Annotated in this window: 28 protein-coding genes; 13 read left to right on the top strand and 15 right to left on the bottom strand. The window is 65.7% G+C overall.

Features of this window, described 5'->3' with window-relative positions; all coding sequences use genetic code 11:
• Positions 1 to 2: 2 nt before the first annotated feature.
• Positions 3 to 851, bottom strand: a complete 849-nt coding sequence (locus AC5RTT_RS07850; protein WP_494144710.1) for a PHP domain-containing protein — start codon at positions 849 to 851, stop codon at positions 3 to 5.
• Positions 852 to 931: 80 nt separating this feature from the next.
• Here AC5RTT_RS07850 and AC5RTT_RS07845 point away from each other — a divergent pair, with 80 nt between their 5' ends.
• The gene (locus AC5RTT_RS07845; RefSeq protein ID WP_494144709.1) at positions 932 to 2,512 is read left to right on the top strand and encodes an aminopeptidase P family protein; all 1,581 of its coding nucleotides are present in this window, start codon (positions 932 to 934) and stop codon (positions 2,510 to 2,512) included.
• A gap of 85 nt (positions 2,513 to 2,597) precedes the next feature.
• Here AC5RTT_RS07845 and AC5RTT_RS07840 read toward each other — a convergent pair whose 3' ends face one another.
• On the bottom strand, positions 2,598 to 3,557 hold the full coding sequence (locus tag AC5RTT_RS07840) for a YflT domain-containing protein (RefSeq protein WP_494144708.1): 960 nt from the start codon (positions 3,555 to 3,557) through the stop codon (positions 2,598 to 2,600).
• Between the two features lie 77 nt (positions 3,558 to 3,634).
• On the opposite strand from AC5RTT_RS07840, the gene AC5RTT_RS07835 reads away from it, so the two are divergent.
• Genes AC5RTT_RS07835 through AC5RTT_RS07825 form a run of 3 tightly spaced genes read left to right on the top strand, consistent with a single transcriptional unit; the run spans position 3,635 to position 6,733 of the window.
• Positions 3,635 to 4,918, top strand: a complete 1,284-nt coding sequence (locus AC5RTT_RS07835) for a magnesium transporter MgtE N-terminal domain-containing protein (protein WP_494144707.1) — start codon at positions 3,635 to 3,637, stop codon at positions 4,916 to 4,918.
• Positions 4,902 to 5,591, top strand: coding sequence for a DUF1003 domain-containing protein (locus tag AC5RTT_RS07830; protein ID WP_494144706.1), 690 nt, complete (start codon positions 4,902 to 4,904; stop codon positions 5,589 to 5,591). The genes AC5RTT_RS07835 and AC5RTT_RS07830 overlap by 17 nt, the downstream gene beginning before the upstream one ends.
• The gene (locus tag AC5RTT_RS07825; RefSeq protein WP_494144705.1) at positions 5,591 to 6,733 is read left to right on the top strand and encodes an Mrp/NBP35 family ATP-binding protein; all 1,143 of its coding nucleotides are present in this window, start codon (positions 5,591 to 5,593) and stop codon (positions 6,731 to 6,733) included. Before AC5RTT_RS07830 ends, AC5RTT_RS07825 begins: the two co-directional genes overlap by 1 nt.
• 49 nt (positions 6,734 to 6,782) lie before the next feature.
• Here AC5RTT_RS07825 and AC5RTT_RS07820 read toward each other — a convergent pair whose 3' ends face one another.
• The 3 genes from AC5RTT_RS07820 to sigE form a co-directional block, all read right to left on the bottom strand.
• Positions 6,783 to 7,193, bottom strand: coding sequence for a twin-arginine translocase TatA/TatE family subunit (locus AC5RTT_RS07820; RefSeq protein ID WP_494144704.1), 411 nt, complete (start codon positions 7,191 to 7,193; stop codon positions 6,783 to 6,785).
• Positions 7,194 to 7,262: 69 nt separating this feature from the next.
• On the bottom strand, positions 7,263 to 8,045 hold the full coding sequence (locus AC5RTT_RS07815) for an anti-sigma factor (protein ID WP_494144703.1): 783 nt from the start codon (positions 8,043 to 8,045) through the stop codon (positions 7,263 to 7,265).
• 88 nt (positions 8,046 to 8,133) lie between these two features.
• Complete coding sequence (gene sigE / locus AC5RTT_RS07810) at positions 8,134 to 8,748, bottom strand: RNA polymerase sigma factor SigE (protein ID WP_494008807.1); 615 nt, start codon at positions 8,746 to 8,748, stop codon at positions 8,134 to 8,136.
• Between the two features lie 229 nt (positions 8,749 to 8,977).
• On the opposite strand from sigE, the gene AC5RTT_RS07805 reads away from it, so the two are divergent.
• Positions 8,978 to 9,610 carry an O-methyltransferase gene (locus AC5RTT_RS07805; protein ID WP_494144702.1) on the top strand — a complete coding sequence of 211 codons (633 nt, stop codon included), beginning with the start codon at positions 8,978 to 8,980 and terminating at the stop codon, positions 9,608 to 9,610.
• 68 nt (positions 9,611 to 9,678) lie between these two features.
• Here AC5RTT_RS07805 and AC5RTT_RS07800 read toward each other — a convergent pair whose 3' ends face one another.
• The 4 genes from AC5RTT_RS07800 to AC5RTT_RS07785 form a co-directional block, all read right to left on the bottom strand.
• Positions 9,679 to 9,846, bottom strand: coding sequence for a DUF3117 domain-containing protein (locus AC5RTT_RS07800; RefSeq protein WP_009357720.1), 168 nt, complete (start codon positions 9,844 to 9,846; stop codon positions 9,679 to 9,681).
• A gap of 230 nt (positions 9,847 to 10,076) precedes the next feature.
• Entirely contained in the window at positions 10,077 to 11,357 is a 1,281-nt protein-coding gene (locus AC5RTT_RS07795; RefSeq protein WP_494144701.1) for a hypothetical protein, read from the bottom strand.
• Entirely contained in the window at positions 11,354 to 11,770 is a 417-nt protein-coding gene (locus tag AC5RTT_RS07790) for a DivIVA domain-containing protein (RefSeq protein WP_494144700.1), read from the bottom strand. Before AC5RTT_RS07790 ends, AC5RTT_RS07795 begins: the two co-directional genes overlap by 4 nt.
• A 48-nt stretch (positions 11,771 to 11,818) precedes the next feature.
• Complete coding sequence (locus AC5RTT_RS07785; RefSeq protein WP_494008811.1) at positions 11,819 to 12,601, bottom strand: LOG family protein; 783 nt, start codon at positions 12,599 to 12,601, stop codon at positions 11,819 to 11,821.
• A gap of 103 nt (positions 12,602 to 12,704) precedes the next feature.
• On the opposite strand from AC5RTT_RS07785, the gene AC5RTT_RS07780 reads away from it, so the two are divergent.
• The 4 genes from AC5RTT_RS07780 (at position 12,705) to AC5RTT_RS07765 (ending at position 15,994) form a co-directional block, all read left to right on the top strand.
• On the top strand, positions 12,705 to 13,460 hold the full coding sequence (locus AC5RTT_RS07780) for an amino acid ABC transporter ATP-binding protein (protein WP_035752578.1): 756 nt from the start codon (positions 12,705 to 12,707) through the stop codon (positions 13,458 to 13,460).
• An 82-nt stretch (positions 13,461 to 13,542) separates the two neighbouring features.
• Entirely contained in the window at positions 13,543 to 14,427 is an 885-nt protein-coding gene (locus tag AC5RTT_RS07775; protein ID WP_494144699.1) for a glutamate ABC transporter substrate-binding protein, read from the top strand.
• Positions 14,428 to 14,507: 80 nt separating this feature from the next.
• Positions 14,508 to 15,158, top strand: coding sequence for an amino acid ABC transporter permease (locus tag AC5RTT_RS07770; RefSeq protein WP_494144698.1), 651 nt, complete (start codon positions 14,508 to 14,510; stop codon positions 15,156 to 15,158).
• Complete coding sequence (locus tag AC5RTT_RS07765; protein WP_494144697.1) at positions 15,155 to 15,994, top strand: amino acid ABC transporter permease; 840 nt, start codon at positions 15,155 to 15,157, stop codon at positions 15,992 to 15,994. Before AC5RTT_RS07770 ends, AC5RTT_RS07765 begins: the two co-directional genes overlap by 4 nt.
• Before the next feature lie 64 nt (positions 15,995 to 16,058).
• Here the strand turns inward: AC5RTT_RS07765 and dapE are convergent, their stop codons facing one another.
• Entirely contained in the window at positions 16,059 to 17,246 is a 1,188-nt protein-coding gene (gene dapE / locus AC5RTT_RS07760; RefSeq protein ID WP_494144696.1) for a succinyl-diaminopimelate desuccinylase, read from the bottom strand.
• Between the two features lie 51 nt (positions 17,247 to 17,297).
• Between dapE and dapD the strand changes: the two genes are divergently transcribed.
• On the top strand, positions 17,298 to 18,326 hold the full coding sequence (gene dapD, locus AC5RTT_RS07755) for a 2,3,4,5-tetrahydropyridine-2,6-dicarboxylate N-succinyltransferase (protein ID WP_494144695.1): 1,029 nt from the start codon (positions 17,298 to 17,300) through the stop codon (positions 18,324 to 18,326).
• A gap of 7 nt (positions 18,327 to 18,333) precedes the next feature.
• Complete coding sequence (locus tag AC5RTT_RS07750) at positions 18,334 to 19,185, top strand: hypothetical protein (RefSeq protein WP_494144694.1); 852 nt, start codon at positions 18,334 to 18,336, stop codon at positions 19,183 to 19,185.
• 37 nt (positions 19,186 to 19,222) lie between these two features.
• On the opposite strand, the gene AC5RTT_RS07745 is transcribed toward AC5RTT_RS07750, so the two are convergent.
• Together AC5RTT_RS07745 and AC5RTT_RS07740 are read right to left on the bottom strand one after the other, a co-directional pair.
• Positions 19,223 to 19,834, bottom strand: coding sequence for a hypothetical protein (locus AC5RTT_RS07745; protein WP_494008819.1), 612 nt, complete (start codon positions 19,832 to 19,834; stop codon positions 19,223 to 19,225).
• A gap of 94 nt (positions 19,835 to 19,928) precedes the next feature.
• Positions 19,929 to 20,546 carry a TetR/AcrR family transcriptional regulator gene (locus AC5RTT_RS07740; protein ID WP_494144693.1) on the bottom strand — a complete coding sequence of 206 codons (618 nt, stop codon included), beginning with the start codon at positions 20,544 to 20,546 and terminating at the stop codon, positions 19,929 to 19,931.
• 106 nt (positions 20,547 to 20,652) lie between these two features.
• On the opposite strand from AC5RTT_RS07740, the gene galE reads away from it, so the two are divergent.
• On the top strand, positions 20,653 to 21,666 hold the full coding sequence (galE, locus tag AC5RTT_RS07735; RefSeq protein ID WP_494144692.1) for a UDP-glucose 4-epimerase GalE: 1,014 nt from the start codon (positions 20,653 to 20,655) through the stop codon (positions 21,664 to 21,666).
• Between the two features lie 245 nt (positions 21,667 to 21,911).
• Here galE and AC5RTT_RS07730 read toward each other — a convergent pair whose 3' ends face one another.
• From AC5RTT_RS07730 to fdxA, 3 genes are all read right to left on the bottom strand, one after another.
• On the bottom strand, positions 21,912 to 23,198 hold the full coding sequence (locus AC5RTT_RS07730) for a citrate synthase (protein ID WP_494144691.1): 1,287 nt from the start codon (positions 23,196 to 23,198) through the stop codon (positions 21,912 to 21,914).
• Between the two features lie 249 nt (positions 23,199 to 23,447).
• Complete coding sequence (gene dapC / locus AC5RTT_RS07725; protein ID WP_494144690.1) at positions 23,448 to 24,587, bottom strand: succinyldiaminopimelate transaminase; 1,140 nt, start codon at positions 24,585 to 24,587, stop codon at positions 23,448 to 23,450.
• 13 nt (positions 24,588 to 24,600) lie between these two features.
• Complete coding sequence (gene fdxA, locus AC5RTT_RS07720) at positions 24,601 to 24,927, bottom strand: ferredoxin (protein ID WP_009356972.1); 327 nt, start codon at positions 24,925 to 24,927, stop codon at positions 24,601 to 24,603.
• A 137-nt stretch (positions 24,928 to 25,064) separates the two neighbouring features.
• Between fdxA and AC5RTT_RS07715 the strand changes: the two genes are divergently transcribed.
• Positions 25,065 to 25,301, top strand: coding sequence for a putative acetyltransferase (locus AC5RTT_RS07715; protein ID WP_494144689.1), 237 nt, complete (start codon positions 25,065 to 25,067; stop codon positions 25,299 to 25,301).
• The last annotated feature ends 152 nt before the right edge of the window (positions 25,302 to 25,453 follow it).

The raw sequence follows: 25,453 nt of genomic DNA, 5'->3' as shown, positions 1-25,453 counted from the left end.
CGTCAGGAACGGACGACGGCGGTCCCCGTACCCAGTTCCTCGATCCTGGCCAGGGCTTCCGGGGACGTGAGGTTCTCGCCCAACAGGTTGGGTTTGCCGGTGCCGTGGTAGTCGGAGGAACCGGTCACCAGCAGGTCGTGCTTCGCCGCCAGCCGCCGGAGGAAGGCCCGCCCTTCCTCCGCGTTGTCGCGGTGGTCGATCTCCAGGCCTGCCAGGCCGGCGTCGATCATCTCCAGGTAGGTGCGCTCCCCCACGGTCCTGCCGCGAGCGGTCGCCACCGGATGGGCAAACACCGGGACGCCGCCGGCGGCGCGGACGAGTTCGACGGCGGTGGCGGGGTCGGGCGCGTAGTGCTGGATGAAGTAGCGCGACCGCGAGGTGAGGATGGTGGCGAAGGCGTCGGAGCGGTCCTCTACCACACCGGCGGCCACGAGGGCGTCGGCTATGTGGGGACGCCCGAGGGTGGCGCCAGGCGCCACATGGTGGATGACGTCGTCCCAGGTGAGCGGATAGTCCTCGGCGAGGAGCGTGACCATCCGCTCGGCACGTGTGAGGCGGGCGTCCTTGGCCTTGGTGATTTCCTCCAGCAGGCCGGCGTGTGCGGGGTCGTGCAGGTAGCTCAGGAGGTGAACGCTGATGCCTTCAGCGGTCCGGCAGGACACCTCCATCCCGGGCACCAGGGCCACGCCATGCTCAACGGCCGCCGCGGATGCTTCCTCCCATCCGTCCGTGGAGTCGTGGTCAGTCAGTGCCACCACGTCCAGCCCGGCGCGGGCGGCGGAGGCCACCACGTCGGCGGGTTTCTCCGTGCCGTCGGAAACATTGGAGTGGGCATGCAGGTCAATCCTCACCTGTCCAGACTAGTAGACCCGGCGCCGCCCCCGGCGGAAGCCCGTTCGCATCGCCGCGGAGCTGGTGAGACGATGGTCCCGTGAACGATGCCGATAACACCCTGAACTCTGCTTCCCAGCCGTTGGAAGAGCGTGTCAACAACCGCTCGCAGCGGCCCAGTTCCGACGCCTTCAAGGCCTTCATGGCCAGCAACTGGGCACCGGCCAGCGAGGAGCTGCCGGACCGTGATGCTGTTGCTGCCTATGCCGCGACCCGCCGCAAGGCCATTTCCGCCAAGTTCAAGGGCGAACGCCTGGTGATCCCCGCGGGCCCGTTGAAGGTCCGCTCCAACGACTGCGACTACCGGTTCCGCCCGTATTCCGGTTTCGCCCACCTGACGGGCCTGGGCCTGGACCACGAGCCGGACGCCGTCCTGATCCTTGAACCAGTTGAGGAGGGAAAGGGCGACGACGGCGGGCACCACAGTGCCACGCTCTACTTCCGTCCGTTGGCCGGCCGCGACACGGAGCAGTTCTATGCCGACGCGCGGTCCGGGGAATTTTGGATCGGCGCCCGGCCCACGCTGGCCGAGTTTGAGGCACGCCTGGGCCTGGCAACGGCCCACATCGACCAGCTGGAGACGGCCGTCACCAAGGATGTTGGCGCCCCGGAAATCGGCGGCATCTCCATCCGGCTGGTTCGCAAAGTGGATGAAAATATTGACGCGCTTGTGGACACCGCCCGGTACAACACCGCCAGGGATCCGGAAAACCTGGATCTGGGCGTGTTTGACGCCCTGGACGAAAAGCTCAGTGAGGCCCTCTCCGAGCTGCGCCTGCTCAAGGACGAGTGGGAGATCGAACAGATGAAGACTGCGGTGGCAGCCACCGTTGAAGGTTTCGAGGAAGTGGTGAAGTCATTGCCCCGCGCCCTTACCCATGCCCGGGGTGAACGGGTGGTGGAGGGAGCCTTCTTCGCCCGGGCACGCGAGGTGGGCAACGAACTGGGCTACGACACCATCGCGGCATCCGGCAACAACGCCACCGTGCTGCACTGGACCCGCAACACCGGGAAGGTCCACGCCGGCGAACTGCTGCTGCTGGACGCGGGCGTGGAGGTGGATTCCCTGTACACAGCGGATATCACGCGCACGCTGCCGGCCGGCGGGGTTTTCAGCGACGTGCAGCGCAAGGTCTACCAGGCAGTGCTGGACGCCGCGGATGCAGGGTTCGCCGCGGCCCGGCCCGGCACCAAGTTCCGCGACATCCACACGGCCGCCACCACCGTGCTGGCCGAACGACTGTCCGAGTGGGGCCTTCTGCCTGTCAGCGTGGAAGAGGCCATCAGCCCCGAAGGCCAGCAGCACCGGCGCTGGATGCCGCACGGCACCAGCCACCACCTGGGTCTGGACGTCCACGACTGTGCCCAGGCCAAGCGGGAACTCTACCTGGACGGCATCCTCACCGAAGGCATGGTGTTCACCATCGAACCCGGCCTGTACTTCAAGGCCGAAGACCTGGCGATCCCGGAAGAATACCGCGGCATCGGTGTCCGGATCGAGGACGACATCCTGATGACCGCCGACGGACCGGTCAACCTCAGCGCCGCCCTGCCCCGCAAGCCGGAGGACGTGGAGGACTGGATGGCCGGGATCTACCGCGAAGCGGAAAGCGGCCAGTAGCACCGATCAACAAAAGCGGGGCCACCCGGCGGGGACTGGATCAGTCCTTCACCGGGGGCCCCCGCTTCTTGCTAACGGGACGGGCCTACTGGCGCGGATCCGCCGGCCGCTGCGGGCCCTCGGCGCCCTGGCTGCCCTGGCTGCCCTCGGTGCCCGGCAGGTTCTCACCTTGGGCTGTTCCGTCAGGGTGCCCGGACACGGGAGCGGTACCCGGTTCGGCGGCGGGAGCCTGGGGCAGCCGCACGCCGTACTGGGGCCGGCCATCCGGCAGGTCCGGGTAACGGACGGAACGCGCAGGCGCAGGGGCGGGCGTCTCCTCCTGGCGCGGGCCGCCGTCGTAATTCTGGCCACCCTGCTGCTGGCCGCCGGGGTAGCCGCCGTTCTGCGCGGAAGACCCCGTGGACTGGCCGTACGGGTCCTGCCAGCCGGACGGGCGCGCAGGCCCCTGCCCCGGCTGCTGGTGGTGCTGGTCCTGCTGGTACGGCTGGTTGTAGTAGTCACGCTGCCTGTACGGTCCGCTGCCCGCTGCCGCATCGGAACGGGTCATCGGGAGCTGCTGCAGGAGCCGGCGGGCCTCATGGGCGGCCTCCGGCGAAACAATGACGTCGTAACTGGTGGCAACCACCTGGCTGGTGGACGTGAAGTCCCGCTTGCCGCGCTGCATGGCGTAGGTGACGATGCCGAACAGCATGAAGAACGCGGCGCCCATGAGCACGGAGGTAAGGATGGAGAAGTACCCCGGCGACGGCGCGAAGAAGGACAGCAGCACACCGACGAACAGGCCGAACCACATACCGCTCAGCGCCCCTGAGAGAGCCACCCGGGGGTAGCTCAGGCGCCCTGTCACCCGCTCCACCATCTTCAGTTCGTTGCCCACGATGGATACCATCTGAACGGGGAACTGCTGGTCGGCGAGGTAGTCCACCGCCTTCTGGGCATCCAGGTAAGAGGTGTAGGAGCCGACGGTGTCGCCGGTGGGAACGGCCCTGGCTTCGTCCATGCCGTTGGGGCCACCTGCCTTGGGAGCACCAAAAATGTTTGCCATACCCCCATTCTTGCCCATCACCATGGATGCTGCCTGGGAATTCAGCTAAAAGAGAGCAGACTCGGTAGCCTGTAGGAGTGAGCACAACACCTACCCGAGTCTTCGTTGCGCGCCTGCTGGGACTCGACGTCTTCGACCCGCTGGGTGACCGGCTGGGCCGGCTGCGCGATGTTGTTGTGCTGTCCCGCGGAACCCAGGGAGCCCCGCACGTGGTGGGCATCGTGGTGGAGGTTCCGGGAAAGAAGCGTGTGTTCGTTCCGATGACGCGCATTACCTCCATCGACCAAAGCCAAATCATCTGCACCGGCCTGGTGAACCTGCGGCGCTTTGAGCAGCGCGGCGCGGAAACGCTGGTGGTGGCCGAGATGTTCGACCGCCGCGTTACTCTGCGTGACGGCAGCGGCGATGCCACCATCGAAGACATCGCCATGGACCAGAGCCGTTCCGGTGACTGGTTCGTCAGCAAACTGTTCGTCCGGCGTGGACATTCGCTGTCCCCCCTCAGCCGGCTGCGCCGCAACGAGACCCTGATCATTGACTGGGCAGACGCGCTGCAGGGCCCGCGCACGGAGCCGCAGGCCGCCACCCAGTTCGTGGCAAACCACGAGGACCTCAAGCCCGCGGACTTCGCCGAGGCCCTCCAGGAAATGAGCGACAAACGCCGCTTCGAGGTGGCCAGCGAGCTTCAGGACGAGCGCCTGGCCGACGTCCTGCAGGAACTGCCGGAAGACGACCAGGTGGAGATCCTCTCCGCCCTGGACGTCCAGCGCGCCGCCGATGTGCTGGAGGAGATGGACCCGGATGACGCCGCCGACCTTCTAGGCGAGCTTCCCTCCGCGCAGGCGGAGGAACTCCTCCAGCTGATGGAGCCGGAGGGCGCCGAGGACGTCCGGCGCCTGCTGGAATACGACGAGGACACCGCGGGCGGCCTGATGACGCCGGTGCCCGTCATCCTGCCACCGGAGGCCACCGTGGCAGAGGCGCTGGCCCATGTCCGCCGGGAGGAATTGTCTCCGGCCCTGGCCTCCTCCATCTTCATTTCCCGGCCGCCGCTGGAAACCCCCACCGGACGTTTCCTGGGCGTGGTGCACATCCAGCAGCTGCTTCGCTTTCCCCCGTACGAGCCCTTGGGAAACCTGGTGGACAAGAACCTGGAGCCTTTGTCCGACCAGGCACATATCAGCGAGGTGGCCCGGACCCTGGCAACCTACAACCTGAACTCCCTCCCGGTGGTCAACCACACCGGCCGCCTTGTGGGGGCGGTGACTGTTGATGACGTCCTTGATCATCTGTTGCCGGATGATTGGCGCGCCTATGATGGCGAAGCCCCGATAAGAAAGCTCGGTGGACGCATTGGCTGACAACAGCGCTCCAAAGAACCCCAACCAGAGGGGCCCAGGCCGCGGTGCGGCAAAGGGCGGCAGCCTGGACACGCCGCTGAGCGGACGCCAGCGGATCCTGCCCAAGTTCTCCCCGGATCCGGACGCTTTCGGCCATGCCACCGAAGGTTTCGCCCGTTTCATGGGAACGCCGCAGTTCCTGGTGTACATGACGGTGTTCGTCGTCGTCTGGCTTGCCTGGAACACGTGGGCTCCCCTGGAGTGGCAGTTCGATTCCAAGGACCTCGGGTTCACCCTGCTGACCCTGATGCTGTCGCTGCAGGCCTCGTACGCGGCGCCGCTGCTGCTGCTGGCCCAGAACCGGCAGGACGACCGGGACCGGGTCTCCCTGCAGCAGGACCGCCAGCGTGCCGAACGCAACCTGTCCGACACCGAGTACCTCACCCGGGAACTGGCGTCGCTGCGGATCGCACTGCGTGAGGTGGCCACCCGCGACTACGTCCGGGCCGAGCTGCGATCGCTGCTCGAAGACATCCTGGACGCGCAGGAAGAACTGCGCAGCCACGACCAGACGGGCCCAGGCAACCACGAGTCCCCGAAGGACAAGCTGCGGGAGCAGCGCGACCGGCAGCGCAATCCCAGGACGCAGCAGATCCCCAGGATCAAACCCGGCCACTCCAACCAGGACCGTTAATGAATGAACGTACCGCCAGCCCCGGGTTGGCCGAAGCAGTCACGGCTGCGCTTTCCACCGTCATCGACCCCGAGTTGAGGCGTCCCATCACGGAACTGGGAATGGTGGACTCAGTGAAGGTCTCCGACGACGGCCGGGTCAGCCTGACCGTCCTGCTCACGATTGCCGGCTGCCCCCTCAGGGATACCATCACCGCCGACTCCGAAAAGGCGCTGGGTGCTGTAGCGGGTGTCACCGCCGTCGACGTGGACCTGAAAGTGATGGACCAGGCGCAGCGGGACGCACTGAAGGAAAAGCTCCGCGGCGCCGGCGGTCAGCGTGGCATCCCTTTCAACCAGCCCGAGTCCCTCACCAAGGTCTTCGCTGTGGCAAGCGGAAAAGGCGGTGTGGGGAAATCCTCTGTCACTGTGAACCTTGCCTGTTCCATGGCCGCGCAGGGCCTGCGGGTGGGCATCGTGGACGCGGATGTCTACGGCTTTTCCGTTCCTGCACTGATGGGAATCAGCCAGGCGCCCACGCGCGTGGACGACATGATCCTGCCGCCCGTCGCCTACGGCGTGAAGGTGATCTCCATCGGCATGTTCGTCACCGGCAACCAGCCCGTGGCCTGGCGCGGGCCCATGCTGCACCGCGCCCTGGAGCAATTCCTCACGGACGTCTACTTCGGCGACCTGGATGCGCTGTTCCTCGACCTTCCGCCGGGCACCGGGGACATCGCCATTTCGGTGGCCCAGCTGCTGCCCAAGGCTGAGATCCTGGTGGTCACCACTCCCCAGGCCGCTGCAGCGGACGTCGCGGAACGCGCCGGCGCCATCGCCACCCAGACGGGCCAGAAGGTGGCGGGCGTCATCGAGAACATGTCCTACCTGGAGATGCCTGACGGCGGCCGGATGGAATTGTTCGGAAGCGGCGGCGGCGCGGTCCTCACCGAAAGGCTGACGGCCACCGTGGGTGCGGAGGTGCCGCTGCTCGGACAGATTCCCCTGGACATCCAGCTCCGTGAAGGCGGCGACACGGGTGTTCCGATCGTTATCGGCCAGCCCGGAACTCCTGCGGCTGCTGCGCTGTCAGGGATCGCCGGCCGGCTGGCATCGGTGCCGCGGGGCCTGGCCGGCATGAAACTCGGGCTTCAGCCGCGCTGACCGGCTGGCCGGTTCCTGGCCCTGGCAAGGGCAGCGCGCGGGTGGATTCCTAGGTGGCTTCGGTATCGTACGGCGCAGCTTCGCCTGCGGGGAGGGACTGCACCACTCGCTGCGGCCGTGCCGGAGCCCCATCCACGGCGGCAACGGCGGCCGCCCCTGAGACAGCAGCCACTGCGGCGGGTGCTCCTGCGCTGACGGGTTTGGAATCGTCCTCGAGCAGCGCTTCCTTGATGATGCGCCGGGGATCGTACTGGCGGGGATCGTACTTCTTCCAGTCGACATCGTCGATGTCGATGCCCACTTCTTCCTTGATCTGCTCACGGGCGCCGGACGCCATGCGGCGGACTTCCTTTACCAGGTTCGCCAGTTTCTGGGTGTATTCGGGCAGCCTTTGGGGGCCGATCACCAGGATGCCGATGAGCAGCAGAAGAAAAAACTCCGGGCCGTTGATTCCAAACACTTTAGGAAGATTACCCTCTCCGGGCTGCCGGTGACGATTTCCGTCCCGCGGGTACAGGCCATGCCTGTGTCACCGGGTAAAGAGGGCCACGATGTTGTTGATCCCGCGCTGCATCCGGGCGCCCAGGGACTCCTCCGCCCCGGACCCGTCCGTTTCGTGGGCCGCGGCGGCCACCCCGGCAGTGGACTGGCTGGCCAGCCGCTGCAGGATCGGCACGGCGTCGTCCGCCTGGTCTGCCGGAAGGTTGGACTCGTACGTGAAGGTGCGGGCGGGTGTCCTGTAGGTCGCCGTCCACGGGGAGGTCCCGCCCAGCTGCAGCGGGCTGTCCAGCTGGCTGGATACAGCCTGGCCCTGAGCGCCGGCAGCGTGCTGCTCGGTGACGGTGGCGTAGTGCGATCCGTCGGTGAGTCGAAGTGACACAGCGGGCTGGCCGTCGATGACCACGGCCCTGGCCGATTCCAGCTGGAAACCCATTGCCTCCAGTTCCGGGCAGGCCCAGCCCTCGGCCCGCAACCTGCCGAGCTGTTCCTCTGTGAGCGTACGGCCATCCGCGGGCGTCTGCGAGGAGACCTGGGAAAGCGCCGCCGAGGTAGCTGCCTGTGCCGCGGTTTCAGGGTCCCCGGCGGCAGCAAAGGCGCCCACGGCGAGGACTCCGGCGGCGGCGACGGTGCTTCCGGCCGTCACGGCCAGCATCCGGACTGCCGTCCGGAGCGGAGGAATGTGCGCGGCGGCAGGCAGTGGCTCTGCAGCCAGCACCGATGTGCGGGCCAGCAGGCGCGCCGTCAGGTCCTCGCTGGCCGGGGGGATGGGTGCCTGGCGCAGCCGCTCCAGGTACTGGCGTTCGCGGCGCATGGCCGAGGCACACTCCTGGCATTCCGAAAGATGGCCGGGGGTTCTCTGGTGCCTGCCGCCGAGGGGGAAACGGGACCTCATGCGCCGATCAGAGGATGCCCGCTATGCGCGGCATGGAAAGCTTGCGCCGCGTCTGCTGCGGACGCGGGTCCCGGTGGGCAAGCTTTTCCCGCAGCATGGTGCGGCCGCGGTGGATGCGGGACCGGACGGTTCCGAGCTTCACGCCGAGCGCCTCCGCCACCTCGTCGTAAGAGAGCCCCTCCAAGTCGCACAGGACCACGGCGGCCCTAAAGTCCGGCGGAAGTTCTTCCAGCGCGGCCTGGACGTCCAGGTCCAGGTTGTTCAGCTCAAAGCTCTGCTCCGGTCCCGGCTCTCGCCCCGGCAGGCGCGACTCCGCGTCCTCGGCCAGCGCATCGAACCGGATGCGGGTCTTGCGCCGTGCCTGGTCAAGGAACAGGTTAGTGGTGATGCGGTGCAGCCAGCCGTCGAGTGTTCCAGGCTTGAAGTTGTCCAGCGACCGGAACACACGAACGAACACCTCCTGGGTGAGGTCTTCGGCGTCGAACTTGTTGCCGGTCAGGCGGTAGGCAAGCCGATACACTTTGGCCGAGTGGTTGGTGACTACCTCTTCCCAGGTGGGACGGACCCACTCGGTGTCGGGATTGTTTGTTGCAGGGACAGGTGCCACAACTGAAGATGACATCGTCCACTCCCCTCGTGGAATGCTAACGCCCGGATACTGTTGACATCACTGATTCGGCGCCGATCACCTTTTGGATGACCGGATAATAATCATTTCAAACTTGGCTGGGAATTTCCTGACTGCCGGACATTTCAGCCGTGGGCGCAACAGCCCGGTTCCACTGCCGTTTCGCCGGGACACAGTAGGCTGTAGGAGACATTCCCCCCTTCCGCCCAGAAAGCGAATATTCATGAGCGCCGACAAGTCCATCAGCTGGTCCTATGCAGAAGATCTGCCCGCTGAGGATGAGGTCATGCTTCGGGCACGGGAGCGCTCCTTCGAACTGGGGGTCACTGCCATCGGGCCGGGTGTCGGTGCTGTCCTCACCGTCCTCGCTGCCGCCTCCAAGGCGCAGACCGCCGTCGAAATCGGCACCGGCGCAGGGGTGTCCGGCGTGTGCCTCCTTCGCGGGCTGGGGCCGCAGGCAGTCCTTACCACCATCGACGTCGACGTCGAACACCTCAAGGCTGCCCGTGAGGCTTTCGCTGAGGCCGGCAGCCCCGCCAACCGCACCCGGACCATTTCGGGCCGCGCCGGTGACGTGCTGCCGCGGCTGACAGACGCGGCCTACGACCTGGTGTTCATTGACGCGGACAAGCCGGGCCTGCCCGGATACGTGGAGCAGGCCGTCCGGCTCCTGAAGCGGTCCGGACTGCTGATCATCAACGATGCGCTGGACAAGGACAAAGTGGCGAATCCGGCCGGACGTGAGGCAACCACGGTGGTCCTCCGGCAGGTGGGCAAGGCCATCCGCGATGACGAACGGCTGGCCTCGGCAATGCTTCCCACGGGAGACGGCCTGCTGGTGGCCGTCAAGAAATAGCGTCCGGGACAGACCCAAAGGAAAGGACAGGGTCCGCAGCCCGGAGCTGCGGACCCTGTCCGGCACGATTATTCGGTAACGCCTACCAGGCATTCCTTGAGGTTTGCCGCTTCGGCAGCGTTCAGTTCGACCACAAGGCGCCCGCCGCCTTCGAGCGGGACGCGCATGATCAGGCTGCGGCCCTCCTTGGTGACTTCCATTGGGCCGTCGCCGGTGCGTGGTTTCATCGCCGCCATGAGGAATTCCCCTCCAATTTGTCCCAGGACTGATCAGCCCGGGCGGGCTGTGTCCGCATGTCGATCAAGCCGCTATGGCGGGTTGCTTTTACCGCCAAGGCTGCGCGTATTCTGAATGCTTTTTGTCCTTGCTTACTTATCATTATCGCGGAATTACCCGCACGTAGCTAATCGATGGACATTTTCGGCAAGCCCATATTCCCGTTCTGACCTGCAGGGAGTTTCCGGAACTAGGGCGGGTAGTCGCCGCCGCCCGGCAATGGCGCCCAGGCCCACAGCCAGACGATCCATACGATCTGGAGCAGCAGGAACATGGTGACCACCGCGCCCCGGTAGGCCCTTGACCTGGACAGCAGCACCGCCCCGAGCGCCAGCGGAAACAGCGGAAGCAGCATGCGGAAGGTACTGGTTTGGGGATGCAGGAATGCCAGAAGGTAGCCCATGTAGCAGGCGCACCACAGCCGGAGTTCGGCGCCGAGGCGCACCACGGGCGGAAGGAACAGCATCAGCCCGAACAGGGCAACGAAAACAAACGGCGCCAGGAGCCCCAGCACAGGACCGAAAAGGTCGACGCCGGTATCGAACCATGGCTTGAACGGCACCAGGTCGTGTCCCCGCCAGGCCGTTTCGGTCTTGGTGTAGGCCCCGAAGTCGCCGGTCGCGGCCCACGCCGCTGCCGGCCAGGCCAGGGCCGCGACGCCTGCAACGGCTGTCAGGACAGCCAGCGCCGCCAGGTCCCCCGCGGAGTGCGCTTCCCCTGCACTTCCGGGCGAATTCGCTCCGCGGGAACGCACGGGGAGGGGAAACCGCTGCAGGAACCGGAAGCACAGTACCAGCCCAAGCATGAGCGCGAAGGGAACGCCCACGGGACGCGACAGGCAGAGCAGCACCACCACCGGAACCGCCCACAGGTACTGCCGGCGCACCACCAGCAGCAAGGCGCCCGCCAGGAGCAGCAGGGACAGCGACTCCGCGTACGGCACCTGCAGCACTGCCGATACCGGGAACGTGGCGAAGAAGGCAACACCCCACAGCGCAGCCGCGTGGGAGGCCCTGTGGCGGAACAGGGTGTAGACCAGCAGTGCCGCTCCCCAGCCGGCCAGCATGGCAATGACGGTGAGTGAGGCAGCCGGGCTCAATCCAGTGAGGCGCCCCAACCCTCCTGCGAGTGCGGGAAACAGGGGGTAGAAAGCCCAGGCGTTTTGCTGCACATCGCCGGTGGTGTCTGTGGGAAGGACCGACGGATAGCCGTTGGCGATCACCTCGCCATACCACCGGGCATCCCAGATGTTGATGAAGTTCCAGTAGTCCGGCTTGGCCGCGAACCAGGGGTTGGGCCCCTGGTGGAGTGCGGCCGCCATGAAGATGCAGGCGCTGGCCAGCCTGGCACTGATGTAGATGGCCGAGACCTGGGCCCACCAGGGCCAGCTGCGCATGGCTGCTCCGGCCCGGCCCGCGAGCGCCTGGGCGGAAGAAGCGATGCCCGTCCTGCGCCGCGCCACGGTACTCACAGGGTGCCCTCGGGGGATGTAGCCTTCCCGCCGTCGGGCGCTCCGGCGGACCCGGCGACGTCCGGTCCCCCGTCGCCGACGGGACGCTGCTCATACGCCTGCAACCGGGCGCGCAACTCCTCCACCTCCTGCTGCCTGGCTGCCAGCTGGTCGCGGAGTTCGTCGAGGACCTGGTCCACCTGGTCCATCCGGTAGCCGCGGAGGCCCAGCGAGAAGCGGACGCGGTCCACGTCCTCGGGGGCGGCACCGGCCGGCAAAAGCACCGGGGGAAGATTGGCCGGCGGCTGCTCGAACCCGCCGTCGAGCAGCACCGGCAACGGCCGGCCGCCGGCACCCTTGGCACGGCGCCCCAGGCTGGCCCAGGCAACTGCCCCCACCAGCACAATGGCAAGGAAAACCAGAAAGAAGCTCACTGTTCCATCGTGCCAGACCGGGCCCGCCGTACTGGACTGCTTGGAAAGCTACTCCGGCCGCTGCTCGCCGTTCAGGGACGGCGTAATGCCCGCCTGCAGGACGCGGTTCACGGCTTCGGCGGGATCGTCCACGAGCTGGATCAGGTCCAGGTCCTTCTCGGAAACCATTCCTTCGGCCACCAGGGTTCCGCGGATCCAGTCGATCATGGGGCCCCAGAATTCGACGCCGAGCAGCACGATGGGGAAGGACGTCACCTTCCGGGTCTGCACCAGCACCATTGCCTCGAACAGTTCGTCAAGGGTTCCCAGGCCGCCGGGGAGCACGATGAACCCCTGGGCGTACTTGACGAACATGGTCTTGCGGGCAAAGAAGTACCGGAAGTTGATGCCCAGGTCCACCCACTGGTTCAGGCCCTGCTCGAAGGGAAGCTCAATGCCCAGCCCCACGGAAACGCCGTTGCCTTCAACCGTGCCCCGGTTGGCGGCCTCCATGGACCCGGGTCCCCCGCCTGTGATGACGGCGACGCCGGCCTCCGCCAGCTTCCGGCCGACCTCGACGCCCATCTCGTAGTAGGCACTGCCCGGTTTGGTGCGGGCCGACCCGAAGACGCTCACCGCCTTGCCGATGTCCGCCAGCGCACCGAACCCCTCGACGAACTCGCTCTGGATTCTCAGGACCCGCCACGGATCCGTATGGACGAATTGCCCGGGCCCCTTGGTATCAAGCAGGTGCTGGTCCGACATCTCCACCGCTGCCTGCTTGCGGCGCAACTCGAGGGGCCCCTTACGGCGCGGCTGGGAATTCTTGGCCGGATCTGCATTGATGCTCATTCCCCTAGGCTAACCTCCCGTGGCAGGTATCTCTTGAATCACGATCCGCAGGAACCTGGGGTGATTCCCGTCATAACCACCCGCAGTTCGCTAGATTCTTCCTATGACTACTCTTGTGCCCGGCGATACCCTCGTTTCCCTGCAGGCCGTCAATAAGCATTACGGCCAGCTGCACGTTTTGAAGGACATTAATCTCCAGGTCCGCAAGGGCGAGGTTGTTGTGGTCATCGGGCCGTCCGGCTCCGGTAAATCCACCCTGTGCCGCGCCATCAACCGCCTCGAAACCATCGAAAGCGGGACCATCAGCATTGATGGGAAGGTGCTTCCGGAGGAGGGCAAGGAACTCGCCCAGCTCCGGGCCGACGTCGGAATGGTTTTCCAGTCGTTCAACCTGTTCGCCCACAAGACCATCCTTGAGAACGTCACGCTGGGTCCCATCAAGGTCAAGGGCGTTCCCAAGGGCACTGCGGACAAGGACGCCATGGCGCTCCTGGAACGCGTGGGCGTGGGGCATCAGGCGCCCAAGCTTCCGGCCCAGCTCTCGGGCGGCCAGCAGCAGCGTGTTGCCATCGCCCGTGCACTGGCCATGAAGCCCAAGGTGATGCTCTTTGACGAGCCCACGTCGGCTCTGGACCCCGAGATGATCAACGAGGTCCTGGACGTCATGATCCAGCTCGCCAAGGAGGGCATGACCATGATCGTTGTCACCCATGAGATGGGCTTCGCCCGCAAAGCCGCGGACCGCGTTGTCTTTATGGCCGACGGCCAGATCGTCGAGGACGACACCCCGGAGGAGTTCTTCACCAACCCCAAGAGCGACCGCGCCAAGGACTTCCTCTCCAAGCTCCTGACGCACTGACATCTGCGCCACCCAACACCCGAACCACCACACTCAAGTTCGCACCCAGGCCGTGACCACGGCCACCAATGAAAGGAATGTCATGAAGGCATTTACCAGGCGGAAGTCATTCTTCGTGGCGGCTACCGCTGCCCTCGCCCTGTCCCTGAGCGCCTGTGGGGGCGGCGGCACCGGGACCACTGCTGATCCCACTGTGGCGGAAAAGCCAACTTTCGCAGCCGGCACTACCATGGAAAAGCTGTCGACGGCCGGCAGCATCAAGATCGGCACCAAGTTCGACCAGCCGCTGTTCGGCCAGGTGGGCCTTGACGGCAAGCCCGTCGGCTTCGACGTCGAAATCGGAAAGCTCATCGCCGCAGAGCTGGGAATTCCCGCGGACAAGATCGAATGGTCCGAGACCGTATCCGCCAACCGCGAACCCTTCATCGAGCAGGGCAAGGTTGACCTGGTGATCGCCACCTACACCATCAACGACAAGCGCAAGCAGGTTGTCGACTTTGCCGGCCCGTACTACGAAGCCGGCCAGGCCCTGATGGTCAACAAGGACAACGACACCATCAAGACCCCCGAGGACGTCAAGGGCAAGAAGGTCTGCTCGGTGACCGGTTCCACCCCCGCCGCCACCATCGTGGACAAGTACGGGGCAGAACTCGTTCCGGCGGCAACCTACTCAGCCTGCCTTGAACCGCTGCGCAACAAGCAGGTGGAAGCGATCACCACGGACAACGTGATCCTGGCCGGCTTCGTGGACAAGGAGCCGGACGCCTTCAAGCTCGCCTCGGACGAGACCTTCACCAAGGAGCCGTACGGCATCGGCCTGAAGAAGGGCGACACCGAGTTCCGCAACTGGATCAACGACCAGCTGGAAAAGTTCGAGGAGAACGGCTCCTACGAAGAGGCCTGGGAAGCAACGGCAGGTTCCGTCATCAAGACGGCTCCCGACCTGCCTGAGATTGACCGCTACTAAACCAGTCGCCCGTTGCCGGGGCCGCTTGCCGGCCCCGGCAACGTCCGCTTTCCCGTCCACGCCCACAGCCGAAGGATCCAATGGACGTCATTCTTGAAAACCTCCCTCTGTATTGGAACGGTTTTCTCCGCACACTTTTCCTTTCCGCCGTTTCCGGGGTCATCGCGCTGGTGCTCGGCACCCTGCTCGCGGCAGCCAGGGTTTCCCCGGTGGCTGCGCTCCGTGGCTTCAGCACGGTTTACGTGGAGGTACTCCGCAACACTCCACTGACCATTGCCTTCTTCTTCGCAGCGATCGTCCTCCCCCGGCTCGGGGTCAAGTTCGAACAGTTCGAAATCGCCGCAATCATTGCGCTCAGTACCTACACCGCAGCGTTCATCGCCGAAGCTGTCCGCTCAGGTGTCAACAGCGTCCCGGTGGGGCAGGCGGAAGCCGCCCGCAGCATCGGGATGAAGTTCGGCCAGGTCCTGAACCTCATCATCCTGCCGCAGGCACTGAGGACGGTGGTCCCGCCGCTGATCAACATCCTGATCGCCCTGGTCAAGAACTCCTCGGTGGCCGGCGCATTCTTCGTCCTCGAGCTGTTTGGCTACGGACGCCAGCTGGCCAACGCCAACGGTGACGCCGTGATCGCCGTCCTGCTGGGCACTGCATTCTTCTATCTGCTCCTCACCGTTCCGCTGGGCATCCTGGCCAGCACGGTGGAACGAAAGGTGGCGATCGCCCGATGAGCTCCGTCCTTTACGACGTTCCGGGTCCCAAGGCCCGCCGTATTTCCCTGATCGGGTCCATCGTGGGCTCGCTGCTGATCCTGGGCCTGCTGGCGTGGATCGTCATGACCCTTGCCCAGCAGGGCATCTTCGAAGGCAGGCGCTGGCAGATCTTCACCCGCGCCGACGTCTGGACGCTCCTGGGCAACGGCCTGGGCGCAACACTCAGCGCTGCTGCCCTGGCGGCCGTGATCGCATTCCCGCTGGGCCTGCTGCTGTGCCTGCTCAGGATTTCGGATGCAGCCTTCATCCGGATTCCCATCCGGGTGGTGCTGGAGTTCCTCCGCGGCATGCCCGTGGTCCTGATGATGCTGTTTGTCCTGCTGGGTTTTGGCACGTCACCATTCATCGCAGTGGTCACCGGACTGGTGCTGTACAACGCAGCGGTCTTCGCCGAAATCATCCGTGCGGGCGTCCAGTCCCTGCCGCGGGGGCAGCGGGAAGCAGGCCTGGCCATCGGCCTGACCAGCTTCAAGTCGCGCATGCTCATTGAGCTTCCGCAGGCCATCCGCCGGATGATGCCATCCCTGGTGGCACAGATGGTGGTGCTCCTGAAGGACACCTCGCTCGGCTATATCGTGGCATACGGCGAGCTGCTGCGCGCCGTGCAGGTGATGGCGGACTTCCTGGGCACGCAGTTCCTGTTCCCCATCTTCTTTGTTGCCGCGGCGATCTATATCGCCATCAACATCCTCGTCTCCAGGCTTGCCGTCTGGATCGAGCGCCGCGGCTCCAAGAAGGCAGCCGGAGGTGTGGCCAAGGCTGAACCTGAAAAGGCCGAAGCCCCGGTTCCCTGACAGTTCCAAACGAAATGGCCCGGACCAGCAGGTCCGGGCCATTCCCGTTTAACCCGGAAGGCTTCTATCGCGCGCTTGGCCCCGCCAGCCAATCCTGCAACGCCGCGAGGCACTTGCGGATGGCGTCGGCATGGACGTGTTCATTGTCCTTGTGCGCCAGCAGCGCATCCCCCGGGCCGAAGTTCACGGCCGGGATGCCCAGCTCGCTGAAGCGTGCGACGTCGGTCCAGCCGTATTTGGGCTTGGGTTCGCCTCCCACGGCGGCAATGAAGGAGGCCGCGGCCGGATGCTGGAGTCCCGGCCGGGCGCCTGCCGCGGCATCGGTACGGACAACGTTGAAGCCCTCCAGCAGGCTGCGCACCACCGCTTCCGCCTGGTCGGGCGTCTTGTCCGGGGCAAACCGGTAGTTGATCTCCACCACGCACCGGTCCGGGATGACGTTGCCGGCGGTTCCCCCGTTGATCCTCACGGCGTTGAGGCTTTCGCGGTAGTCAAGCCCGTCAACGGTGATGGTCTGCGGCTCGTAAGCTGCCAGCCGGGCCAGGATGGGCGCCGCGGCGTGGATGGCGTTGCTGCCCATCCACGCCCGGGCCGAGTGCGCCGCCTCCCCCACGGTTGTTGCTTCGAAGCGGCTGGTACCGTTGCAGCCGCCTTCTACCGTGCCGTCTGTGGGTTCCAGCAGGATGGCAAAGTCACCGTGCAGCAGCGGTCCGTGATTGCGGACCAGGCGGCCCAGGCCGCTCTTCACTGCTTCCACTTCCTCGTTGTCGTAAAAGACGAAGGTGACGTCCCGCCCGGGCTGAGCGCCGCCGTCGAACATGGTTGCTGCCAGTGCAAGCTGCACCGCAACGCCGCCCTTCATGTCGGTGGCACCGCGGCCGTACAGGACCCCCACCCCCGGGACGCCGGACTCCCAGGTGGAAGGCACCGTGCCTTTCGCGCCCTCGGCAAGCGGCAGCGGGACGGTGTCCAGGTGCCCGGCAAGGATGACCCGCTCGGAATGCCCCAGCTCGGTGCGGGCGATGATGGCATCACCGTCGCGGACAACGGTGAGCTGGGGGACCTGCAGGAGGGCCGCTTCGACAGCGTCCGCGAGTTCTTTCTCGTTCCCGGAGACGCTGTCTATGTCCATGATGGCCGCGGTCAGCAGCGCCACGTCCTGCCGCAGATCCAGCCGGGGTGGCACAACTTGCCGGCGGGATTCCTTGGTGGAGAGGGTGGAAGCGGGGTCCGGAGCGGTTTCGGCAGTCACGAAGCCAGTCTAGTTCGAACCCGGAGCCCGGCCCTCGATAGACTGGAGCACATGACTGAGACCGCTTCTTCCGCCGTGCCCGAAACCCTGAACTCCCCCACCGACGAACGCTCCGCCTATGGCTTCGGCGTGGCCACCGTCGCCACCGCCAACGGCGAGGCAACGGTGCTGGACGTCTGGTTCCCCGCACCGGCCCTCGGCGTTGCCGCCGAAAACCTGCGTTCAGTGGAGAACGCCGACGAGGCCCTGACGCAGATCGCGGAAAACGGCGCCGACGAGGACCGCGGCACAGAGCAGAAAGTGGTCTTCGTCCAGGTCAACCTCGACGAGGCTCCTGCCGACACAGCCGACGCCTACCTCCGGCTCCACCTGCTCTCACACCGCCTCGTCCGGCCCAACACCATCAACCTGGACGGCATCTTCGGCAAGCTGCCCAACGTCGTCTGGACCAACTTCGGCCCCGCCGCAGTGGAGGGCTTCGAACTGACCCGCGCCCGGCTCCGCCGCCGCGGCCCCGTCACGGTCTACGGCATCGACAAATTCCCGCGCATGGTGGACTACGTGGTCCCCGCGGGTGTCCGCATCGCCGACGCCGACCGCGTCCGCCTCGGCGCCCACCTCGCCGCTGGCACCACGGTCATGCACGAGGGCTTCGTGAACTTCAACGCCGGAACACTGGGCACCTCCATGGTGGAGGGCCGCATTTCCGCAGGCGTTGTCACCGGTGACGGCAGCGACGTGGGCGGCGGTGCCTCCATCATGGGCACGCTCTCAGGCGGCGGCAAGGAAAAGATCACCATTGGCGAGCGGGTGCTGCTGGGCGCCAACTCCGGCGTCGGAATCAGCATTGGTGACGACTCCGTGGTGGAGGCCGGACTGTACGTGACGGCAGGAACCCGCGTCCGGGTACCGGGTCCCAAGGACGAGGTGGGTGAGGACACCACCAAGATCGTGAAGGCCGCGGAACTCTCCGGGGTCCCTAACCTGCTGTTCCGCCGCAACTCCACCACCGGTGCCGTGGAGGTCCTTCCCCGCAAGGGCCAGACGGTGGAACTGAACGACGCACTCCACGCCAACTGACATCCCGGTGGCACGCAGACGCGGCCTGCACCGCCTTGCGGTACTCCTGCTGGTCCTCGCCCTGGTGGCCGGCGGCATCTACTCGGCTGTGTTCTTCGTGCAGCGCTCCGAGACCCTCGTCTCGGAGCGCTGCACTGCCGTGGTGGGCGAGCGGAGGGCTGAGCTGGCTCCCGACCAGGCTGTCTATGCCTCGCTGATCACCGCCGTCGCGGTCCAGCGCGGGCTGCCGCCGCGGGCGGCAAGCATTGCCCTGGCCGCGGCCATGCAGGAGTCCAAGCTGCGGAACATCGGCCACGGCGACCAGGCCGGTCCGGATTCACGGGGGCTATTCCAGCAGCGGCCGTCGCAGGGCTGGGGCACTGAGGAACAAGTCATGGACCCCTACTACGCCGTCAACGCCTTCTATGACGCGCTGGTCCGGATTCCGGGCTACGAAACCATGGAAATCACCGACGCCGCGCAGCAGGTCCAGCGTTCCGCGTACCCCACCGCCTACGCCCAGCACGAGGACATGGGCAGGTTTTTCGCCTCGGGCCTGTCCGGCCAGACACCGCAGGCTGTGCACTGCACGCTGCGTTCCACCGAATCAGCCGGTGACGCCACAGCTGTCTCCGCCGAACTGGACCGTGCCTATGGTTTCCTGGGCAGCAAGGTTGAGGGGCAAACCGTGGTGGTAGAAGCCACCGGCAGCCAGGCCTGGTCCGTGGCACACTGGGCGGTGGCAAACGCCAAGGGCCTGGAGGTAACCCAAGTGGAAGTGGCAGGACGCAGCTGGGACCGCGCGGAACGCAACGGCTGGCAGGAATCTGCGGCCTCCGAGGGCGAGGTCCGGATCACCGTGGCGGCGCAGGACGCGTGAAGCTCCAGCCGCTCCGGCTAAACTTCGGCCACCCCGGCTAAACGAGAATTTCGACCACGGGCTGCACGTAGCTCCGGAAGAGCTCCGGCTGGCTCATGAGCTTGCGGCTCATGATGATCTTGTCCGGTTCCAGGTACCACGCGCGGTCCTCGTTGAGCGGCAGCTCAATGATGCTCAGCGTGAAGTCACGTGAATCCCGGCCCACCTCCAGGAGTCGGTCGTCCACCATGTCCTCCAGCAGCTGGTTGGTTCCGCTGGCAACCCGTTCCGCCTCCAGCTCCGCGTATTCGCTCCGCCGTTCGCGGGCCCAGGTGAGGGCTGCGCCAAAATGTGCCTGCAGGACGCGCTGGAGTGCCGGTGAGTTGCCAAACGCGGCGAAGTCGGGCGGCGTGAGTTCGGGCGAAGTCTGGGGGTAGGCCTTGAGGAGCTGCTCCCACCATGCCTCCCACTCCGTCTTGAGCGCACTGATGCCACCCACGTCAGCCGTCAGGTGTGTATGGTCAGCGGGACGGATCTTGGGCGAGGCATGCGACAGTGCCGGGTGGCCGGCGCCGTTCAGTCCAGCGGTATCGCGGACGTACAGTGCGATCATCATGGGCCCGGACGTGTCCGTGGTGATCCGCCAGCCTGTACCCGTTGCCTGATGCATCCCAAATCCCTTCCCTGACGCGCCTCTGCCGGGTCTGGTGATCCGGTTCTGCGCCCTCTCCCGGCTATCAGTCTATTCCCGCTCCCTGCCCACGTTAACGCCCCTGGGCTTCCAACCCGTCAAGGTGCCGCTCCAAAACGCCGCCGACCATCTGCGCGGTCATCCACCCGGGGTGGAGCAGGGCGTGCAGGCACAGCCCGTCAAGGGTGGCCAGCAGGCGCTCGGCTTCCAGCACCAGGCTGTCCTCCGCTTCCCCCTCCGGCACCAGAGTGGCCACCACTTGGCCAATGATGGCGGCCACTTCCCGGTGGCTCCGGTCCGCAACCGGGGCGAGGAAAGGCCTGATCCTGGCGGCGTTGCGGAAGGCAAGCCAGGCACAGGCGTCGAGTGCCCGTGCCTCGTCAAGGGGCAGGGCGCCGCCAAGCAGGGCCAGTACCGCCGCACGCTGCCCGCTGCTGCCATGGGCCGCAGCCGCGAGGTGGGCCTGGCCGTTTCGCAGCCGCCCCACGATGCGGTCCACCACCGTGCCGAAGGAGTACGCGAGCAGTTCGTCACTGTTAGCGAAGTAGTGCCGCACCGAGCCGACGGCCAGGCCGGCCTCGTCCGCAACTTCTCGAAGCGATGCCCGTTCCAGCCCGTCCACTGCGATGATCCGCAGGACCGCTTCCACAACATCCTGGCGGCGGGCATGGGCGTCCACAAGTTTAGGCATCCCTCTTATGTAGCACACTTGTGCTTCCAAGATGACCGGCGGGACCTGGCCTGCCCGAATCCGGAACGCGACGCCGGCAGCATGCCCCGTGGGATAGCGTGGAGGCATGAAAATTCTGGTTACCGGGGGAACCGGTTACATCGGTTCCCACACTGTTCTTTCCCTGCAGGAAGCCGGCCATGACGTGGTGGTCATCGACAACCTGGTCAACTCCAGCGAAGAGTCCCTGCGCCGGGTGGCCGAACTCAGCGGCAAGGCCGCCGAATTCCACCACGTCGACCTGGTGGACGAAGCCGCCGTGGAACGTGTCTTCGCCGGCAGCGCCATCGACGCCGTCATCCACTTCGCCGGCCTGAAAGCCGTGGGGGAATCAGTCCAGGAACCGCTGAAGTACTACTACAACAACCTGGTGGGCACCCTGAACCTGATCCGGGTCATGGACCGGCACGACGTTCGCTCCTTCGTGTTCAGCTCCTCCGCGACCGTCTACGGCGAACACAACCCCATCCCCTACGTCGAGAAAATGGAAATCGGCGCCAACAACCCCTACGGCCGCACCAAAGAACAGATCGAGGACATCCTCTCCGACCTCGGCGCCGCGGACCCGCGCTGGCACATAGCACTGCTGCGCTACTTCAACCCCGTCGGCGCCCATCCCTCCGGCCGTATCGGCGAAGACCCGCAGGGCATCCCCAACAACCTCGTCCCGTTCATCGCCCAGGTCGCTGTCGGCCGGCGCGAGAAGCTGATGGTCTTCGGCGGCGACTACGACACCCCGGACGGCACCTGCCTGCGCGACTACATCCACGTGGTGGACCTCGCCCAAGGCCACGTCGCAGCCCTGAACCACGTCGCAGACCGCGCCGGCGTCTTCCGCTGGAACCTGGGTTCCGGCAAGGGCTCCTCCGTCCTGGAAGTCCTGCGTTCCTTCGAGAAGGCAGTCGGCAAGCCCATCCCCTACGAAATCACCGCCCGCCGCGCCGGGGACCTGCCCGCCTTCTGGGCAGACGCCACCTCGGCACTGGCCGACCTCAGCTGGTCCACCACCAAAACCGTCGACGAAATGTGCGAAGACCACTGGCGCTGGCAAAAGAACAACCCCAACGGCTACATGTCCTGATTTCGCAGCCCGACTTACCGCAGCACAACGAAACGGCCGCCCACCTGGAGAGGTGGGCGGCCGCCGTCTTAATGGGTCCACGCCGGCGAGGGACCCGAACCGAGCTTGCGAGGTTTGGGAGCCGGTGGATGGGCCCACACCGGCGCGGGACCCGAACCGAGCTTGCGAGGTTTGGGAGCCGGTGGATGGGCCCACACCGGCGCGGGACCCGAACCGAGCTTGCGAGGTTTGGGAGCCGGTGGGGACTAGCGTGCCGGGTAGTCCCGGGCCGGTTCGCCGATGTACAGCTGGCGCGGCCGGCCGATCTTGGTGTTGGGATCGCTGATCATTTCCCGCCACTGGGCGATCCAGCCGGGCAGGCGTCCGATGGCGAACAGAACGGTGAACATCTTCTCCGGGAAGCCCATGGCCTTGTAGATCAGGCCGGTGTAGAAGTCCACGTTCGGGTAGAGCTTGCGCTGGATGAAGTAATCATCGTTGAGCGCCTTCTCTTCCAGGCGGAGGGCGATGTCCAGCAGTTCGTCATTGCCGCCGAGCTTGCTGAGGATCTCGTGCGCGGTGGCCTTGACGATCTTGGCGCGCGGATCGTAGTTCTTGTAGACACGGTGCCCGAAGCCCATAAGGCGGACGCCGTCTTCCTTGTTCTTGACCTTCTCCATGTAGTCCTCGGGCTTGAGCCCCTCGGCCTGGATCTGGCGGAGCATCTTCAGTACGGCTTCGTTGGCACCGCCGTGGGCCGGACCGAAGAGGGCGTTGATGCCTGCGGAGACGGAGGCAAAAAGGTTGGCGTTGGACGAGCCCACCAGGCGAACGGTGGAGGTGGAGCAATTCTGCTCGTGGTCCGCATGCAGGATCAGGAGCAGGTCCAGGGCCTTGGCCACAATTGGATCAACTTCGTACTGCTCGGCCGGCAGGCCAAAGCTCAGGCGCAGGAAGTTCTCCACCAGGTTGTGGGAGTTGTCCGGATACAGCATGGGCTGGCCGATGGACTTCTTGTGCGCGTAGGCGGCGATGACCGGCAGCTTGGCCATGAGCCGGATGGTGGATACTTCCACCTGCTCGGCGTTGAACGGATCCAGCGAGTCCTGGTAGAACGTGGACAGCGCGGACACGGCGGAGGACAGGACGGGCATCGGGTGGGCGTCGCGCGGGAATCCGCCGAAGAAGCCCTTCAATTCCTCATGCAGCAGGGTGTGGCGGCGGATCTTCTGGTCGAACTCTTCCAGCTCCGTGGGGGTGGGCAGGTTGCCGTAGATCAGGAGGTAGGACACCTCGAGGAAGCTGGAGTGCGCCGCCAACTGCTCGATGGGGTATCCGCGGTAGCGCAGGATGCCCGCGTCGCCATCGATGTAGGTGATGGCCGAGGTGGTTGCCGCGGTGTTCATGAAGCCGGGGTCAAAGGTGACTGCACCCGTCTGCTTCAGCAGCTTGGAAACGTCGTATCCTTCGTTTCCTTCAATAACCGGGATGCGCGGGAGCTTAAGCTCTCCACCTGCGTGCAGCAGGGTCGCAGCGTTGTTGGTCTCAGTCATGGAGTCCCCTTCATGAGGCTTCTGGGCCTCTGTCGAAAGCTTGATCCAATATCAGGTGAGCCGCGCACTGACCCTGAGGACACAGGTTCCAACACCCGGGCTGCCTTCTTGTAGAAAGCCACCATTGATCAGTTAAAAAGTACCGCCCCTTGGCGGGTGTCACTAATCCGAGACAACCCGATTTCCCCTAAAATGCCCACGATGTGGCGCGAGTCACACGATTGTTACGGGGACTGGATGCGCTCCCGCCTAGCGGAGGCGGTCCACCGCAGCGTCGATCCGTTCATCGGTTCCGGTCAGTGCAACCCGTACATAGCCGTTACCGGCATCGCCGTAGAAGACCCCGGGCCCCACCACAATGCCGCGCTCAGCCAGCCTTGCCACGGTATCCCACGTGTTCTCCCCCGCCGTGGACCAGAGGTACAGCCCGGCGTCGGAATCCTTGATCTCCAGGCCGAAGTCCAGGAGCGCAGGAACCAGCCGCTCCCGGCGTCCGCGGTACAGGTCTTTCTGGGCCTCGACGTGGGCGTCGTCGCCAAGCGCCACCCGCATGGCTTCCTGCACGGGATAGGGAACGATCATGCCAGCGTGCTTGCGGCTGTTGACGAGGTTGGGCATCAAGTCCGAATCGCCGGCCACAAAGGCGGCGCGGTAGCCTGCAAGGTTGGACTGTTTGCTGAGCGAGTAGACGGCGAGGAGGCCCTGGTGCGAGCCCCCTGCCACGCGCGGGTCCAGGATGCTGGGCACCGGCTGGCCGCCGCGCTGGACGTCCCAGGTTCCCCAGCCCAGTTCGGCGTAGCATTCGTCCGACGCCACCACGGCGCCCAGTTCGCGCGCCTGCGCCACGAGCGCCTTCAGGGAGTCGGCGTCGCGTACACTGCCGGTGGGATTTCCGGGGGAATTGACCCAGACCAGGCGCACCCGCGAGCGGGTGGCGTCGTCAAGCTCGTCCAGGTTGTCCGACGCCACAGAGGACGCCCCTGCCAGCGTTGCACCAATATCGTACGTCGGGTATGCCACCCTGGGGCGCACGACGACGTCCCCCTGCTTCAGGCCAAGCAGCAGCGGCAGCCACGCGACGAGTTCCTTGGAACCGACCGTGGGCATGACGTTGCGGGGGTCCAGCCCGGCCACTCCGCGGCGGCGCTCGAACCAGCCCGCGATGGCTTCCCGCAGCGCGGGCGTGCCGTGGACGGTGGGGTATCCCGGTGCGTCAGCAGCAGCCTTCAGCGCATCCTGGATAAGTGCCGGAGTGGGGTCCACCGGCGTCCCGATGGACAGGTTCACCACTCCGCCAGGGTGCTCCGAAGCCTTCGCGAGGTACGGCGCCATGGCCTCCCACGGATAATCGGGCAGGTCAAGGCCGAACGAATTCACTGCTGCAGTCACCTTCCCGCGGGCGTCAGTGGTCTTGGTTCTGCGGCGGCAGGGCGGCGATCATCGGGTGGTCCTTGCCGGTGTTGCCGATCTTGGCGGCACCGCCTGGGGAACCGAGGTCGTCGAAAAACTCCACGTTGGCCTTGTAGTAGTCGGCCCACTCGTCCGGAGTGTCGTCCTCGTAGTAAATTGCCTCAACGGGGCATACGGGTTCGCAGGCGCCGCAGTCGACGCATTCGTCCGGATGGATGTACAGCGAACGCTCACCCTCATAGATGCAGTCGACGGGGCATTCTTCAATACATGCCTTGTCTTTGACATCTACACACGGCTGCGCGATTACGTACGTCACGTCCCTGGCCTCTCCACGTTGGTTCCGGCAACCCGCCGGTTCTTGCATCCGGCAGCTGCGGCCGGACTCTTGACATCTGAGCCTATTATCTCCCAGCCCGTTCCCGCGAACCTAGCCGGGACCCCTAGTATGAACTGGTGAGTCAGCCGCCTACCCCTGCAGGGTTCCTTGCCGCAGCCGAACCCGGAACACGGGTGGTGGTCCGCTACCGGGTCGAGGACGGCCTGACGGACGCCCTGGGTCACCTGGTCTCCTGCGACGCCGGCGCCTGTACAGTCCGTACCCGGCAGGCCGACGTCGTGATTCCCCTTGACCTTGTGGTGGCTGCCAAGCAGGTGCCCCCGGCGCCTGAACGCCGCAAGCCCCGCGCCTAAGGCATCCTCACGCCGCCGTCGTGCTGGGATGGCGGGGTGACCGGATTAAAACGGAAAAGCCGGGACGTGCGGCGGTATTACCGCCTGCCGTCCCGGCATTTCCGTTACAGAGTTTTTGTCCAGATATGGCGGACTAAACCGCCGGGTCGCCG

The sequence above is a fragment of the Arthrobacter sp. Y3221157 genome (genome assembly GCF_059089865.1).
Note: the sequence above shows the minus strand (reverse complement) of the source record. Positions and strands in the feature narration are given on the sequence as shown.

Excerpts from the sequence above, each read along its gene's own strand:
- AC5RTT_RS07840 (WP_494144708.1), bottom strand. The coding sequence starts at position 3,557 with ATGGCAAACATTTTTGGTGCTCCCAAGGCAGGTGGCCCCAACGGCATG.
- AC5RTT_RS07825 (WP_494144705.1), top strand. The coding sequence starts at position 5,591 with ATGAATGAACGTACCGCCAGCCCCGGGTTGGCCGAAGCAGTCACGGCT.
- AC5RTT_RS07815 (WP_494144703.1), bottom strand. The coding sequence starts at position 8,045 with ATGCGCCGCGAACGCCAGTACCTGGAGCGGCTGCGCCAGGCACCCATC.
- sigE (WP_494008807.1), bottom strand. The coding sequence starts at position 8,748 with ATGTCATCTTCAGTTGTGGCACCTGTCCCTGCAACAAACAATCCCGAC.
- AC5RTT_RS07805 (WP_494144702.1), top strand. The coding sequence starts at position 8,978 with ATGAGCGCCGACAAGTCCATCAGCTGGTCCTATGCAGAAGATCTGCCC.
- AC5RTT_RS07800 (WP_009357720.1), bottom strand. The coding sequence starts at position 9,846 with ATGGCGGCGATGAAACCACGCACCGGCGACGGCCCAATGGAAGTCACC.
- AC5RTT_RS07785 (WP_494008811.1), bottom strand. The coding sequence starts at position 12,601 with ATGAGCATCAATGCAGATCCGGCCAAGAATTCCCAGCCGCGCCGTAAG.
- AC5RTT_RS07780 (WP_035752578.1), top strand. The coding sequence starts at position 12,705 with ATGACTACTCTTGTGCCCGGCGATACCCTCGTTTCCCTGCAGGCCGTC.
- AC5RTT_RS07775 (WP_494144699.1), top strand. The coding sequence starts at position 13,543 with ATGAAGGCATTTACCAGGCGGAAGTCATTCTTCGTGGCGGCTACCGCT.
- AC5RTT_RS07770 (WP_494144698.1), top strand. The coding sequence starts at position 14,508 with ATGGACGTCATTCTTGAAAACCTCCCTCTGTATTGGAACGGTTTTCTC.
- AC5RTT_RS07765 (WP_494144697.1), top strand. The coding sequence starts at position 15,155 with ATGAGCTCCGTCCTTTACGACGTTCCGGGTCCCAAGGCCCGCCGTATT.
- dapD (WP_494144695.1), top strand. The coding sequence starts at position 17,298 with ATGACTGAGACCGCTTCTTCCGCCGTGCCCGAAACCCTGAACTCCCCC.
- AC5RTT_RS07745 (WP_494008819.1), bottom strand. The coding sequence starts at position 19,834 with ATGCATCAGGCAACGGGTACAGGCTGGCGGATCACCACGGACACGTCC.
- AC5RTT_RS07740 (WP_494144693.1), bottom strand. The coding sequence starts at position 20,546 with ATGCCTAAACTTGTGGACGCCCATGCCCGCCGCCAGGATGTTGTGGAA.
- galE (WP_494144692.1), top strand. The coding sequence starts at position 20,653 with ATGAAAATTCTGGTTACCGGGGGAACCGGTTACATCGGTTCCCACACT.
- AC5RTT_RS07730 (WP_494144691.1), bottom strand. The coding sequence starts at position 23,198 with ATGACTGAGACCAACAACGCTGCGACCCTGCTGCACGCAGGTGGAGAG.